Origin of the sequence: Mycobacterium sp. MS1601, from assembly GCF_001984215.1 — a bacterium.
GTDB lineage: Bacteria > Actinomycetota > Actinomycetes > Mycobacteriales > Mycobacteriaceae > Mycobacterium.
On sequence record NZ_CP019420.1, the window covers coordinates 2108522 to 2122858 of the forward strand.

12 protein-coding genes and 1 pseudogene are annotated in these 14337 nt (G+C 65.3%); 7 read left to right on the forward strand and 6 right to left on the reverse strand.

The annotated features are described in order from the left end of the window. Positions 1 to 38: 38 nt before the first annotated feature. Together BVC93_RS10360 and BVC93_RS10365 are read right to left on the reverse strand one after the other, a co-directional pair. Positions 39 to 662, reverse strand: coding sequence for a sensor domain-containing protein (locus BVC93_RS10360; protein WP_083740948.1), 624 nt, complete (start codon positions 660 to 662; stop codon positions 39 to 41). 16 nt (positions 663 to 678) lie between these two features. Then, positions 679 to 1116: an organic hydroperoxide resistance protein gene (locus BVC93_RS10365; RefSeq protein ID WP_192860254.1), complete on the reverse strand. Its 438-nt coding sequence runs from the start codon at positions 1114 to 1116 to the stop codon at positions 679 to 681. A 209-nt stretch (positions 1117 to 1325) separates the two neighbouring features. Here BVC93_RS10365 and BVC93_RS10370 point away from each other — a divergent pair. Continuing rightward, a pseudogene (locus BVC93_RS10370) lies at positions 1326 to 6772 on the forward strand (glutamate synthase-related protein). Then, positions 6769 to 8508, forward strand: a complete 1740-nt coding sequence (locus tag BVC93_RS10375; protein ID WP_083737096.1) for a sulfite reductase subunit alpha — start codon at positions 6769 to 6771, stop codon at positions 8506 to 8508. The pseudogene BVC93_RS10370 and the gene BVC93_RS10375 overlap by 4 nt, the downstream one beginning before the upstream one ends. 16 nt (positions 8509 to 8524) lie before the next feature. Here the strand turns inward: BVC93_RS10375 and BVC93_RS10380 are convergent, their stop codons facing one another. After that, the gene (locus tag BVC93_RS10380) at positions 8525 to 9274 is read right to left on the reverse strand and encodes an SDR family NAD(P)-dependent oxidoreductase (RefSeq protein WP_197687537.1); all 750 of its coding nucleotides are present in this window, start codon (positions 9272 to 9274) and stop codon (positions 8525 to 8527) included. Positions 9275 to 9454: 180 nt separating this feature from the next. Between BVC93_RS10380 and BVC93_RS10385 the strand changes: the two genes are divergently transcribed. Next, complete coding sequence (locus BVC93_RS10385) at positions 9455 to 10306, forward strand: LysR family transcriptional regulator (RefSeq protein ID WP_083740950.1); 852 nt, start codon at positions 9455 to 9457, stop codon at positions 10304 to 10306. 12 nt (positions 10307 to 10318) lie between these two features. Here the strand turns inward: BVC93_RS10385 and BVC93_RS10390 are convergent, their stop codons facing one another. Beyond that, complete coding sequence (locus tag BVC93_RS10390; protein WP_083737097.1) at positions 10319 to 10570, reverse strand: type B 50S ribosomal protein L31; 252 nt, start codon at positions 10568 to 10570, stop codon at positions 10319 to 10321. Further along, on the reverse strand, positions 10567 to 11763 hold the full coding sequence (gene mrf / locus BVC93_RS10395) for a ribosome hibernation factor-recruiting GTPase MRF (protein ID WP_083740951.1): 1197 nt from the start codon (positions 11761 to 11763) through the stop codon (positions 10567 to 10569). Before mrf ends, BVC93_RS10390 begins: the two co-directional genes overlap by 4 nt. Positions 11764 to 11868: 105 nt before the next feature. Here mrf and rpmB point away from each other — a divergent pair, with 105 nt between their 5' ends. Genes rpmB through rpsR form a run of 4 tightly spaced genes read left to right on the forward strand, consistent with a single transcriptional unit; the run spans position 11869 to position 12829 of the window. Further along, complete coding sequence (gene rpmB, locus BVC93_RS10400; protein WP_083737098.1) at positions 11869 to 12105, forward strand: 50S ribosomal protein L28; 237 nt, start codon at positions 11869 to 11871, stop codon at positions 12103 to 12105. Next, positions 12105 to 12275 (forward strand): 50S ribosomal protein L33, encoded by a 171-nt coding sequence (gene rpmG, locus BVC93_RS10405; RefSeq protein WP_083737099.1) that lies wholly within the window; start codon positions 12105 to 12107, stop codon positions 12273 to 12275. The genes rpmB and rpmG overlap by 1 nt, the downstream gene beginning before the upstream one ends. A gap of 3 nt (positions 12276 to 12278) precedes the next feature. Next, positions 12279 to 12584 (forward strand): 30S ribosomal protein S14, encoded by a 306-nt coding sequence (gene rpsN, locus BVC93_RS10410; RefSeq protein ID WP_083737100.1) that lies wholly within the window; start codon positions 12279 to 12281, stop codon positions 12582 to 12584. Next, a complete protein-coding gene (gene rpsR / locus BVC93_RS10415) occupies positions 12584 to 12829 on the forward strand; it encodes a 30S ribosomal protein S18 (protein ID WP_083737101.1) in 246 nt (81 codons plus the stop codon). The genes rpsN and rpsR overlap by 1 nt, the downstream gene beginning before the upstream one ends. Here rpsR and BVC93_RS10420 read toward each other — a convergent pair. Next, entirely contained in the window at positions 12826 to 14274 is a 1449-nt protein-coding gene (locus BVC93_RS10420) for a catalase (protein ID WP_083737102.1), read from the reverse strand. The genes rpsR and BVC93_RS10420 overlap by 4 nt on opposite strands. Positions 14275 to 14337: the final 63 nt, after the last annotated feature.

Consider the following 14337-nt stretch of genomic DNA (forward strand, 5'->3'; position numbering starts at 1 on the left):
CTGACAGATACCCCGCCACAGACCAGCCAACCAGCAGATTATTGGCCCAGACTGTTCTGGATGGCTCCTGCCAGCACATTGACGGCAGGGCCACCGTTGCCCGACTGACACACTTTCGCCTGCAGCAGAACATTCTCCCGCAGTCGGGTCGTGGTGAAGCACCGACGGTCGGTGCCCGCTTCCTGTTTCACCCACGACGCCTCTGCCGCCCCCGGCGCGCCACCGGTGAAGCTCCACACCTGCGAGGTGCCGTTGCCGAAACCCATCACCGCAGTCTGCCCCGAACATCCGACAGTGCGGTCGGTGACTCTTCGAAAGGCTGCCGACGCCGCGTCATTGTTGGCGAACACCCCGACAGCCTGTTTGACCAGGTGTGTGACGTCGGTGGCCGACGTCTGCGTGGTGGCGCCGTTGAACGACGCCAGATCGGGGTCGTTGAACACCTCGGGAAGGCCGATATCGGCCCAGTTGTTGCAGGCGGGAATGTTGACCGTGAAGGCCTGGACCGGGTTGGTGAAGACCGACTCGAACGTCATGGGCGCGCCGACGATGTTGCCCACCGAGCCCTTGCCCATGACGGCGTAGTTCACCACCCCGGGGTCCGACGGCCGTGCGGCGGCCGGAGCCGCCAGCATCAGCGGAAGGACACCCAGGGCAGCCATGGCGACGCCGCGCACGTCAGACCTTCGCAGTCAGCGTCACGTCGATGTTGCCGCGGGTGGCCTTGGAGTACGGGCAGACACCGTGCGCCTTCTCCATCAGGTCGTCGGCGACGTTCTGCTCCAGCCCAGGTAGGTAGCCCACCAGGTGCGCGGTGAACCCGAACCCGCCCGCTGGGTCGTCTACGGATTTGCCGAAACCGATCTGGGCCGTGATCCCGCTGGCATCGTCGATGCCGATCTTCTCGTTCTTGGCGACCAGGCGCAGTGCACCCAGGAAACACGCCGCATAACCGGCGGAGAACAGCAGCTCAGGGTTGACGCCCTCACCGCTACCACCCATCTCCTTGGGCGGACGCGTGTCGAGATCGATCTTGCCGTCCGTGGACTTCACGTGGCCGTCGCGGCCGCCGCCGGAGGCTGTTGACTCTGCGGTGTACACCACTTCGATGCTCATGTTTTCGATCATGCCAGCTACGCTCGGACCCGGTTCTCGTCTCCGGGCCCGCGACCAGCGCGCACCCGGCCCGGAATCGTGCCCTGAAGTTAGGCTAGGCTCGCCTGGCCGTTAGGCGGCGATGGTTGCTGCCTGCGAAGGGCGGCGCAACGGCGCGCACCACCTCGACGGATGTGTCGTCCGCGCTGGATTTGGCAGGAGAACCTGGCTTGAGCGGTTTGTACAACCCCGATACCGAGCACAGCAGCTGCGGTGTCGGCTTCCTCACCCGCAAAGATGGCGTGCAGACCCATGAGGTCGTCCGCAAGCTGCACGAGGCACTGTGCGCAGTACCCCACCGCGGCGGCATGTCATCCGAAGGTGTCGGCGACGGCGCCGGGGTCAACCTCGATCTGTCCCTGCGATTCTTCAGCGAACTGACGTCGCGCCCCGATCTGCGGTTGGGTCAGTTCGGCGTGGGCAACTTCTTCCTGCCCACCGATCCGGCCTTCCACGATGAGGCCGAGGCCGTGATCGAGGCGGCTCTGGAGACGCACGGCCTCGAGATTCTTCTCAAACGCGATGTGCCCGTGGACAACTCCGCCATCCGACCGGCCGCCGTGAAGTATCAACTCCCCATCCGGCAGTGGGTCTTTCTCACCACCTCGGACCGCGACATCCACGACGCGCTGATGGCCATCGAGGCCATCGCCTACACCCGCGCCGAATTACTGGGCCTCTACCCGCTGTCGCTGTCGGCCCGCACCCAGGTGCTCAAGGGCCGCCTGAACTCAGGCGAAGTGGTGCCCTACTTCACCGACCTGTCCGACCCGCGGATGGAAGTGCACTCGATGTTCTTCCACACCCGCTTCTCCACCAACACGGTGCCCAACGCCATGATGGCCCAGCCGTTTCGGTTGATGGCCCACAACGGCGAACTTAACACCGACAAGAAAAACCGGCTGTCCGACAACGCGATCGCCCGCGCCCGCAACCGGTCCATCGTCCGACCGCTGGGACAGTCCGACAGCTGTCGCCTGGATCAGACGCTGCAGAACCGGGTCTACGAGGACGAGCTGGACGTGGTGTCCGCCGTGGTCGCCATGATGCCGCCGGCGTGGGAGAACGACAGCACGCTGTCCCCGCAGGTGCGCGCGATGCTCGAGTTCTTCAGCCTCTACGAGGAGAAGAACGACGGGCCCGCCGCCCTGATCTTCGGCAACGGCACCATCATCGGCGCCCGGCTGGACCGGCTGGGACTTCGACCGCTGCGCACCGTGGAGACCGCCGAGTACCTGGGCGTGATGTCCGAGGCCGGCCAGGTCTACTTCCCCCCGAAGAAGTGCTCACCCGCGGGCGGATCGAGGCCGGCGGCATGCTGTACTACGACCACAGCGCGGGCCGCTCCTACAGCACCACTGAAGCGCTGGAAATGCTTGCCGCGCGCGATGATTACCCCACCCTGTTGGCCGAGGCGCGGGTGAACCTCGCCGACCTGCCGCCGGTGCCGCCGGAGGATCAGCTGTCCCCGGCACGCTACAACGGCGACCTGAACCGCCACCAGCGTTACGTGGCGTACTCGCTGAACCAGGAGAGCTTCAAGTTCCTGATGGATCCCATGCTGGCCACCGGCCAGGAGAAGATCTCGGCGATGGGATACGGCGCCGCCATCAACGCACTGTCCAACCACGAGGGCGGCATCGCCCGCTACTTCTCGCAGAAGTTCGCGCAGGTGACCAACCCGCCGCTGGACAGCATCCGTGAGGCCGACGGCATGACGCTGCGGGTCGCGCTGGGCGCCAAGCCCAACAGCGGCGCCGCCCCCGCGCCGCAGATCGTGGTTCCCTCGCCGATCCTCACGCATCTGGAGATGCTGAAGATCCGTGATCAGAAGCAGACTCCGGTGCAGCGGTTCGGGATGCGATACCGGATCGATCTCGACGACCCGGCAGCCAACGCCGAGGCGTTGGTACGTGCCATCGACGCGCTCTGCGATGACGTGGAGGCATTCGCCAGGGAAACCGGCGGCATTGCCGTGGTTTCCGACCGGCACGTCGAAAGTGTGCGTGCCGCAATGCCGTTGACCATCGTGATGTCGGCGATCAACCAGCGCCTCATCGAAGAGGGTTTGCGGTTGCGGGTGTCGGTGATCGCCGAGAGCGGTCAGATCTGCTCGTCGCACCACGTGGCCACGGCGCTGGGCTTCGGCGCCTCGGCGGTGTACCCGCTGGGTGTGCAGATGCGCGCGGAGGAGAAGTTCGGGCCGGACGACGACAGCATCAAGAAGGCCTTCAAGCGGTTCGCCAAGGCCGCCGAGAAATCGCTGATGAAAACCATGGGCCGGGTTGGCCTATGCACCGTCGAGAGTTACATCGGCGGCGAGTTCTTCGAGCCCAACTACCTCGACACCGGCGACCCGGTGCTCAAGCGCTACTTCCCCAACGTCGTGTCTCCCGTCGCGGGCGTGGGTTTCACCACCCTGGCCGACACGGTCGCCGAGTGGCACACCCGTGCACTGGCGGTTGCCGACGAGAAGGACGTACCACTGCTCGGCCTGTTCAAGGAACGCGCCGAAGGTGCCGGGCACTCCTATGGCACCACCGCGGTTCGTGGATTCGTCGACATGACCGAGGAGTCCATCAGCTTCGACGACGAAGCCCGTCCCGACAATCCGGGCATGGCCGACCCCGCATTCCTGCGTGGGCTGCCACTGCACCAATTGGAGGGGGCCTTCGGTCTGAACGACGAGGCCTATCGCAACAACAGCTTCGAGGAGTTGACGCCGCGGGCCATCAACAGCTTCGACATCACACCGGGCTACCGTGCCTTCGTCTTCGCGATGAACGCCGAACGCACCCGCAGGCCTGCGGCTCTGCGCGACGTCTTGGCGCTGCCCGCCGACGTGAACTTCCTGCACACCGCCGACGAGTTCACCTCGGAGATGGGACAGTTCGCGCAGGGCGGCAACAACACCTTCCAGGTGCGCGGTTTGAGCTGCGAGAGTCACGGCGACGAGTTCACCCTGCGGCTGAGCCAGGGCCCGCAACGGCTCGACGCATTGGCCTTCTCCCTGGCTGAGCGTTTCGACGACGAGATCCTCGACAGCGAAGTCATCGGCGACCGGCTGTGGCTTCGCGCCACCGGCGCGGCCGCCGAGTACCTGCGCAGAATCCGCAGCGCCCCGGACTCCATCCCACTGTCAGAGGTGCAGCCCGCCAACGAGATCGCCGCGACGCTGACCTCCGGCGCGATGAGCCACGGCGCTCTGGTGGCCCCGGCCCACGAGGCGGTGGCTCACGGCACCAACATGGTGGGCGGGTTGTCCAACTGCGGTGAGGGCGGTGAACACATCACCCGCTACGGCACCATCCGCGGCTCGCGGATCAAGCAGTTCGCCTCCGGCCGTTTTGGCGTGTGGGCGGGCTATCTGGCCGACCCGATGCTGCGTGAGCTCGAGATCAAGATCGGCCAGGGCGCCAAACCCGGTGAGGGCGGCCAGCTTCCGGCACCCAAGGTGACGGTTCAGATCGCCGCGGCGCGCGGTGGCACTCCCGGTGTCGAGCTGGTGTCTCCGCCGCCGCATCACGACACCTATTCCATCGAGGACCTGGCACAGCTGATCCACGACTGCAAGGCCGCCCGGGTTCGGGTGATCGTGAAACTGGTGTCGTCGGAAGGCATCGGCACCATCGCCGTCGGCGTCGCCAAGGCAGGTGCGGACGTCATCAACGTCGCGGGCAACACCGGCGGCACCGGCGCAGCGGCTGTCACCAGCCTCAAGTACGCGGGGCGCTCCGCCGAGATCGGTGTGGCCGAGGTCCATCAGGCGTTGTGCGCCAACGGTATCCGGCAGAAGGTGGTGCTGCGCTGCTCCGGTGCACACCAGACGGCCAGTGACGTCATCAAGTCCGCGCTGCTGGGAGGCGACAGCTTCGAGTTCGGCACCACCGCGCTGATGATGCTCAAGTGCGTGATGGCCAAGAACTGCAACATCAAGTGCCCGGCCGGCCTGACCACCAATGCCGAAGCGTTCGAAGGTGATCCACGAGCACTGGCGCAGTACCTGCTGAACATCTCCCACGAGGTGCGCGAGATCCTGGCCACCCTGGGTCTGCCATCACTGCGCGCCGCCCGCGGCCGCAGCGATCTGCTGCATTTGCTCGAGCATCCCTCCAGCATCGGTCGCCTGGACCTGCGCGCCATGCTGGAGGTGGCCGAGGAGTTCGTGGTCGAGAACCCGATCTACATGGAGAAGGACTACACGGTCGACGATTCGCTGCTGAGCAGGTTGTCGCTGGACGGGGTGGCCTTCGACCCGGTGGCGCTGACCAACGGCGACAAGAGCGTCGGCGGGCAGTTGGCCATCGACATCGAACGGATGCTCAATCACGAAGGTGCGCAGGGTTCTGCGGTGTTCACCGATGACCGCGGCCGGAGGTATCTGGCGCCCGACAGCGTGCTCATCACCACCACCGGCTCCGCGGGCCAGAGCTACGGTGCGTTCTGCAACGACGGAATGACCATGACCCACACCGGCACCTGCAACGACGGGGTGGGCAAGAGCGCCTGCGGCGGCACCATCACGGTGCGCTCTCCCGGCGGCGGCGCGGAGACCCCGGGCGGCAACGTGCTGGTGGGCAACTTCGCGTTGTTCGGTGCCTCCGGAGGACGGCTGTTCGTCGAAGGTGAGGCCGGTGACCGGTTCGCGGTGCGCAACTCGGGTGCCACCGCGGTGGTCGAGGGTGTCGGCGAATTCCTCTGCGAATACATGACCAACGGCGCGGTGTTCAACATCGGCGAGTTCGGCAAGGGTGTCGCCAACGGCATGAGCGGCGGCTTCCTCTACCAGTACGACCCCGCCGGCGAACTCGCCACCAAGGTCAGCTCCGACTCGGTGGTGCTGGCGCCGATCAGCGAGGCACCCTTCCACGAGGTCGCCGCGCGCACGCTGCTGGAATGGCATGCCGAAGCCACCGGATCCACCAAAGCCAGGGCGCTGCTGGAAGGTTGGGCCACCACCCGCCAGCATGTCGTGTTCGTGATGCCGCGGGCGCTGCTGCAGTACCAGGACTCCGATGCCATCCTGTCGGCCAAGACCCGCAAGGAATTGCTCGATGAGCTGGCGACCGCGCTGGCCGGCTATCAGGTGCACAAGTTCAAGAGGTCCTACCGCGACCAGAAGCTGGTGCACGGCGGATCGGTGCCGGGGTACGGCGACACGGACACCGAGGAGATGTTCGCGCTGCTCAACACTTACACGGTGCTGAACATGGCTCAGCAGCTGGCACTCGTGCGCACACCCGGTGTCACCGACGTCACCGACCCACGAATCGGCAAGGCGGTGCGCAACCTGGTGCTGACCCAGGACTTCTTCCTGGTCAACAAGCTGCAGAAGTACGCCCGCGAAGCCATCGAGATCTTCCCCGACGAGGACCTCGCGGTGCTGATAGCCAACAAGCGCATCACCGACTACAAGGAAGCGTTGACCCAGCGCAACGTGTTGTCGATGGACAGCCCCGGCACCTACGGCTGGATCCTGCACCAGACCGCGAAGAACATCGAGAAGATCGGCAGGCTGCCGTCCTTCGAGGAGCTCTTCGCCTGTAAGACCATTCCGACCGTCGCAGCGGGATTGGCACCCGAGACTGCGGCGAAAACCCCCGTGAAGGTCCCATGAAGATCGCCTACATTCCCGAAGACGCCCCGTTCAACGAAGACCAGCGCGCCTGGATCTCGGGATTCCTGGCAGGTCTGCACTCTCGTGTAGCCATGAACATGACGGCGCCGCCGCCGGTCACCGGCGAGGTCGAAGGACCCCGCCCACCGCTGCGGATCCTCTACGGCACGCAGACCGGCAACGCCGAGGGAGTGGCCAACGACGCTGCTGCCGCGGCCAAGTTGCAGGGGTTCGACGTCACGGTCAGCGGCCTCGACGAGATCGAACTCGACGAGTTCGCCGGACTCAATCACGTGCTGATCGTCACCTCCACCTACGGCGAGGGCGAGATGCCCGACAACGCCGAATTGTTCTGGGAGGCACTGTCAGCCAGCACCGCACCGCGGCTGGAGAGTGTGTCCTACGGGGTGCTTGCCCTCGGCGACACCAGTTACGACGGGTTCTGTCACGCGGGCAAGCTGTTCGACACCAGACTCGAGCAGCTCGGCGCCACCCGCCTGGTGGGGCGCGTCGATTGCGATATCGACTACGAAGCTCCGGCCGCCGAGTGGGTGCAGTCCGCGGTGGGCAGTCTGGTCAGCCTCACCGGTGCCAGCGGCATACCCAGCACACCGCCGCCCAGCATCGCGGCCCGCTCCGGATGGACCCGCAAGAACCCCTTCCCGGCCGAAGTGGCTGTCAACCGCTTGTTGTCGGGACCGCAGTCGGACAAGGAGATCCGGCACTTCGAGTTCGCGCTTGCCGACAGTGGCATCACCTACGAAGCCGGCGACGCGCTGTCGGTGATCCCGGAGAACGACCCGGCCCTGGTGGAAGCAATCGCCGATCACTTCCGGGTGTCGGTGGACACCCTGGTGGACGGGGAACCCCTTGGCGAGCTGCTGGGGAATCGCTACGAGATCAGCGCACCGTCGAAGGATCTGTTGGGCGAGGTGGAGAGCCGCGCCGAGAACGAGGAGTTCTCCTACGTGCTGCGCGGCGGCGTGAAGGAGACGTTGGATCGCTGGCTGTGGGGCAAGGACATCCTCGACATCCTGCGCATCGGCGGTGATCAGCTGAGTATCGAGGAGTTCATCGGACTGCTCAAACCGCTTCAGCACCGGGCGTATTCGATCTCCTCGAGCCCGCTTGCCCACCCCGACCGCATCCATCTGACCGTCGCCGCGGTGCGCTACCAGAGTGCGGGCCGAGAGCGTGGTGGTGTCTGTTCGACGTTCCTGGCCGACCGCGGTACGGGAGCCAAGATCTTTCTACAGCCCAACAAGTCCTTCCGCGTGCCCGCCGACGACAGCGCGCCGATGATCATGGTGGGCCCCGGCACCGGCATCGCCCCGTTCCGCGCCTTCCTGCAAGAGCGGGAACGCCGCGGTGCCAATGGGGACAACTGGCTGTTCTTCGGAGATCAGCACCGAGAGCACGACTACATCTATGCCGACGAGCTGACCGGCTGGAGCGACTCGGGTCTGCTGAACCGCCTGGATCTGGCCTTTTCTCGCGATCAGGCCCAAAAGGTGTACGTGCAGCACCGGATGCTGACCCACGGCGCCGATCTGTTCGCGTGGTTGCAGAACGGCGGCCATTTCTACGTCTGCGGTGACGCCACCAGGATGGCCAAGGACGTCGACAAGGCGCTGCATGACATCATCGCCGAACACGGCAGCATGACCGACGAGCAGGCCACCGAATACGTCAACGACCTCAAGCGCGAGAAGCGTTACGTCCGCGACGTGTACTGACGGCGGTTCGAGATCTTCAGACGGCGAGTCGGCCACCATCAACCGGCAGTAGGGCGCCGTGGACCATGCCGGCTTCCGGCGATGCGAGAAAGACGATAGCCCGCGCGATGTCCTGCGGCGTGCCAACGCGGTTGGCAGGCGCCTGCGCGGCGGTCGCTGCCAGCATGTCGTCGTGGCCGGCCATCGCCTCGGTGCGGGTTGGCCCGGGACATACGGTGTTGATCCGGACCCCGGCGGCGCCGAACTCCGCAGCCCAGGCCTTCGTCAGTGCCTGCAGTGCAGCTTTGCTGGAACCGTAGAGAGGAAACCCGGACATGCCGAGGTTGGCCACGATGGTGCTGACATTGACGATTGCGCCCTGCCCTCGTCCGACCATTCCTGGAGCCAACGCACCAACCAACAGCAGCGGTGCCAGGACGTTGACGGCCATGACGCTGTTGAAGTCAGGCGAGCGGACATCTGTAGTGGGTTCCCGCGTGATGAGGGCGGCGTTGTTCACCAGGACATCGACGTGGCCGTCTCCGATGCCGATTGCCTGACGAGCGAGTGAGCGCACATCATCGGCGGCGCCAAGGTCTGCGGGGAGGAAGTTCGCCACCCCACCGCGGTCGGAGATCGCGGCGACGGTCTCCTCACCGCGGGTCGAGTTCCGGCCGGTGACGATGACACGGGCACCGCGTTCCGCGAACTGACAGGCAGCTTCTCGGCCGATGCCGCTGGTCGATCCGGTGATCAGAACGGTCTTGCCGGCGAAGTCCTTGAGCACGGTGAGTTCTCCTTCAACACTGCACGGACCCCCACCATGCAGTGTTGGACCGGCTCACATCCAAAGCCTGATCCGTATCGCACCATCCGATTCGGGCATAACCGCACGTCAGCGCGACGACGCCGACTACCCCGGTACCCTGCTGGAGTGGACGATGGGCCGGCGAGGCTGGATCTCGACATGCGGCTGGTGCGGTACTTCACCGTCCTGGCGGAGCAACGCCGATTCACGAGCGCCGCCGAGCAGTTGCACATCACTCAGCCCTCGCTGAGCCGGCAGATCCGCAGCTTGGAGAGGCAGATCGGCGTCCGACTCTTCGACCGCACCCCCCGCGGAAGCCGGCTCACCGAAGCGGGCGAGGCGTTCCTACCCCATGCCATCGCACTTCTGCACTCCGCCAATCGGGCTGCAGCCGCCGCGCGCGCTGCGGAACCGAGCCGGATCACTATCGGATACACCGGCGACCTGCTCATCACCCCGGCCGTACAGGCGCTGCGGCAGTGGACTCCGGACAGCGAGGTCCACACCTTGCACGTAGGTTGGGACCGGCCTCGCGAAGCACTGCTCGATCACAGCGTGGACGCTGTGGTCACGCGTACGCCAGTGAGCACCAGCGGGTTACACCAGACGATCTTGTTTGCCGAGCCGCGTGCCCTTGTGGTGTCCGTCGGCCATCGCCTGGCCGGCCGCGCGGCGGTCACCATCGACGACATCGCCGACGAACCAATGCCCCAGGTGTCAGACGCTGCATGGAACGCGTTCTGGCGCATCGATCCCCGCCCCGACGGACGAGCTGCCCCCACCGGGCCCTTGGCTCGTGCACCCGAGGACAAGATGGAATTCGTCGCCACCGGAGAGGCTGTGGCGATCGTGCCGGCCACCGTCCGCCTACGCCCCGATGTTGTGATGATTCCCCTGCTCGGCGTTGACCCCAGCCATGTCGTGCTGGTCACTCGTGAAGAAGACCGCAACGCCCTGCTGACAGCGTTTCGCCACTGCGTACAGTCGCACCTTGCAGATCACATGGGTTGAGACGCTTCCGTCTCAGGGCTTTCGGCGTTCCCCGAATCGCTTGCGGAACTTCTCCACCTGTCCCGCCTTGTCGAGGATGCGGGTTCCCCCGGTCCAGAACGGATGGGAGTCGGAGGTGACGTCGACGATCACCAACGGGTAGGTGTGCCCTTCCCATTCGATGGTGCGAGTGCTGGTGACCGTCGATCGGGTGAGGAATGTCTTGCCGGTGGTGGCATCCTGGAAGACCACCGGGTGGTAGTCGGGATGGATATCTGCTTTCATCGGTCTCCTTCGGAGGTGCGTAGGCCTTCGGTAGCCAGATCGGATGTCGTTGCGTCGGAGCAGGGTTCGGCATGCCAGTCACCGAACGGATCCTCGTAGTCGGTCCAGCCGTTCGGCCGGTTCATCTCGTCATCGGTGAGCAGCGCATTGTGTAACGAAGCCAGTATTTCTGCGGGGTCGGCGCCACAGACCAGTACGGCCATCGACGTGTGCCGGTCGCCGAAGCGGTATTCCCACATCAGGTCGGCAAACGCACGGCGTTCCGGGTCCACGTAGGCCACCTCACTGGAAGTCATTGCCGCCAGCCACTTCCCGGCGTTGCTCACCCGAAGCCCCCCACCTGCGGACTCGAGGTACATGGCATGCTCGGAGCGGTTGGCCAGCCACAGCCGCCCTCTTGCGCGAACCACACCGTCGAGCAGCCGGTCCAGGGCGTCGTGTAGGCGACGGGGGTGGAACGGGCGTCGTGCGGTGAACTCGACCAGCTTCACCGGCCCCTCGGCCGCCAAGGGCGGCTGCCCCGCCAGCAGCGGCCCGTGCGGATGATCGCTGCGCCCGCAACGGCTGTCCGGTTCCAGGTTGGCCAGCGCCATCTCCACACGGTCGGCGCCGCTGGTGATCCGCGCCCTGGGCGACAGCCGCCGCAGCACCGCGAGCTCTACCGGCTGCGGACGCTCCACCACCAGCACGTCCGCGAACTCCGCCTGGCACACCACCACCTGAGCCTCGGTGCGGCCGTCGGGCAGCTCCTCGTCACCGAGCGACTTGGCCAACCAGGTGTCGGCGTCGATGCAGACCACGACGGCATGGATTCGAACATCACGTGCGGCCGGCCCGTCGAGGTAGCCGGGTCCGACTCGCACCGGCACGCGGTTGATCGCGAAGCACACCGGCTCGGGTTCCATCTCCGGCGGCAGTTGCACAACGATGCGGGCCACGTCCTCGCGGCGATGCAGCCTGCGCAGCAGGATCAACAGATCGTTGCGGATGGTGCAGGAGACGCAGCCGTGTGCCAGTTCCAGCGCCGCTTCCGCAGTGGTCAGGATGCCATGCTGACTGGTGGTCAGGCTGCGCCGGACGACATGGCCGTCGAATCGGTGCGTCACCGCCAGTGTCCCCGACTGCTGCAGCAGTACCCCCGTCGTCGCATCGGCGTCACCCAGACCCGCGACCAGCACCACCGGCGTCCGCATACCCACCTCCATTATCGGGAATCATTTTCATCTGACCGGCGTTCACGTTACAGTGCACTGCGACGCTTGTCGAAAACGATTCTCAATAAGTGAGGTGACGGACTGATGTCCGCGATCTGCCAGGTCACCGGACGCGCACCGGCGTTCGGGAACACCGTGTCGCATTCACACCGGCGCACACGTCGGCGCTGGACCCCGAACATCCAACTCAAGACGTATTACCTGCCGTCGGAAGATCGCCGAATCCGGCTGCGGGTCAGCACAAAAGGCATGAAAGTGATCGACCGCGACGGCATCGAATCCGTGGTGGCCCGGTTACGCAACGAAGGGCAGAAGATCTGATGGCATCCAAGAGCACCGACATCCGGCCGGTGGTGAAACTGCGCTCGACCGCCGGCACTGGCTACACCTACGTGACACGCAAGAACCGCCGAAACGATCCCGACCGCCTGGTCATCCGCAAGTACGACCCGGTGGTGCGCCGCCACGTCGAATTCCGCGAGGAGCGCTGATCCGTGGCCAAGCTGTCCAAGATCGTCAAGAACGAGCAACGCCGGGTGATCGTGGCCCGCTACGCGGAGCGGCGCGCCGAGCTCAAGCGGATCATCAAGTCCCCGAACACCTCTGCCGAACAGCGGGCCCAAGCTCAGGCCGAGCTGGCTCGCCAGCCCAGAGATGCCAGTGCGGTCCGCGTGCGCAACCGCGACGTCGCCGACGGCCGCCCACGCGGACATCTGCGCAAGTTCGGGTTGTCCCGCGTCCGGGTGCGCGAAATGGCCCACCGGGGCGAACTGCCCGGCGTCCGGAAGTCGAGCTGGTGATGGCTCGCAGACCCCGCCCCGCCCCGGATACCAAGCGGCCCAGGAAGAATCTACTGAAGAGCATGGGCCTGGAGTCCGTTGACTACAAGGACACCAACGCTCTGCGAGTGTTCATCTCCGAGAAGGGCAAGATCCGCTCACGTAACGTCACCGGACTGACAGTGCAGCAGCAGCGCCAAGTCGCTACCGCGATCAAGAACGCGCGCGAGATGGCGCTGCTGCCGTACGCCGGTCAGGACCGCTAACTCGGATTACGCACGCCGTCCTCGATCTTCTTACCCAGATCGGGGTCGACGTTGCGCCAGTACTCGAACACCCGTGACAGCACCGGCTCCTTGACACCCTTGGAGACGTGGCCGATGATGTTCTGCGCCAGTCGGTCTCGTTGATCGTCGTCGAGCACGTCGCGCACCAGTGTGCCGGCCTGACCCCAGTCGTCATCCTCGGCTCGCAGTGTGTATGCCGTCCGCACCATGTCACCGTCGGAGACCCAGTGCGCTTCGGCAGCACGCCGCGCATCGGCCACCGGTCCTCCCATCGAGTTCGGTGCATACACCGGATCTGTTGCGTTGCGAATCCGCATCGCTCCGTCCTTGCTGTAGCTGTGCACCTCGACGTGGGGTTCGTTGACGGGGATCTGCTTGTAGTTGACCCCGAGCCGGGCACGGTGCGCGTCGGCGTAGGAGAACCCGCGCGCCAGCAGCATCTTGTCCGGGCTCAAGCCGGTGCCGGGAACGATGTTGTTGGGCTCGAAGGCCGCCTGCTCGATCTGCGCGTGGTAGTCCTCGACATTGCGATCCAGCACCAGCTTGCCGACGTCGATCAATGGGTAGTCTCCGTGCGGCCACACCTTGGTGAGGTCAAAGGGGTTGAAGCGGTATGTCTTTGCCTCCTCGAACGGCATGATCTGCACCTTCAGCGACCAACTCGGGAAGTTGCCACCCTGGATCGAGTCGTAGAGATCACGCTGGTGGTAGTCGCCGTCCTCACCGGCCATCTGGTCGCCCTCGTCCTGGGTCATGAACTCGACGCCCTGGTCGGTCTTGAAGTGGTACTTGACCCAGAAGAGTTCGCCATCGGCATTGACCCAGCTGTAGGTGTGGCTGGAGTAGCCGTTCATGTGGCGCCACGACTTCGGGATGCCACGGTCTCCCATCAGCCACGTCACCTGGTGCGCCGATTCCGGCACCAGCGTCCAGAAGTCCCACTGCATGTGGTGGTCACGGAGATTGGTGGCTTGCATGCGCTTCTGGCTGCGGATGAAATTCTGGAACTTCATCGGATCCCGCAGGAAAAAGACCGGGGTGTTGTTTCCCACCATGTCGAAGTTGCCCTCGGAGGTGTAGAACTTCAGCGCAAAGCCGCGGGGATCACGCCAGGTGTCTGGGCTGCCACGCTCGCCGGCCACCGTCGAAAACCTGATCAGGGTGTCGGTCTTGGCGCCCGGCTGCAAAAATGCCGCCCTGGTGTACTTGCTGACATCGCCTGAGACCTCGAAATGCCCGAACGCACCCCCGCCCTTGGCGTGCGGCTGGCGCTCCGGGATGCGTTCGCGGTTGAAATTGGCCATCTGCTCGATCAGGTAGTGATCCTGCAGCAGCAATGGGCCGTCTGGTCCCACCGACAGTGAGTGCTCCACACTCGGTACCGGAGCACCCCCGTCGGTGGTCGCGATCTTCTGCTCGGACAAGGCTTCGTCTCCCTAGCTCGTGGTGGGCTGTCCACGCCCGGAGGGGTTACCCCAAAACAGCCC

Coding starts and splice junctions, on each gene's coding strand:
- BVC93_RS10360 (WP_083740948.1), bottom strand. CDS start 662: ATGGCTGCCCTGGGTGTCCTTCCGCTGATGCTGGCGGCTCCGGCCGCC.
- BVC93_RS10385 (WP_083740950.1), top strand. CDS start 9,455: ATGCGGCTGGTGCGGTACTTCACCGTCCTGGCGGAGCAACGCCGATTC.
- BVC93_RS10375 (WP_083737096.1), top strand. CDS start 6,769: ATGAAGATCGCCTACATTCCCGAAGACGCCCCGTTCAACGAAGACCAG.
- rpmB (WP_083737098.1), top strand. CDS start 11,869: ATGTCCGCGATCTGCCAGGTCACCGGACGCGCACCGGCGTTCGGGAAC.
- rpmG (WP_083737099.1), top strand. CDS start 12,105: ATGGCATCCAAGAGCACCGACATCCGGCCGGTGGTGAAACTGCGCTCG.
- BVC93_RS10390 (WP_083737097.1), bottom strand. CDS start 10,570: ATGAAAGCAGATATCCATCCCGACTACCACCCGGTGGTCTTCCAGGAT.
- mrf (WP_083740951.1), bottom strand. CDS start 11,763: ATGCGGACGCCGGTGGTGCTGGTCGCGGGTCTGGGTGACGCCGATGCG.
- BVC93_RS10365 (WP_192860254.1), bottom strand. CDS start 1,116: ATGAGCATCGAAGTGGTGTACACCGCAGAGTCAACAGCCTCCGGCGGC.
- rpsR (WP_083737101.1), top strand. CDS start 12,584: ATGGCTCGCAGACCCCGCCCCGCCCCGGATACCAAGCGGCCCAGGAAG.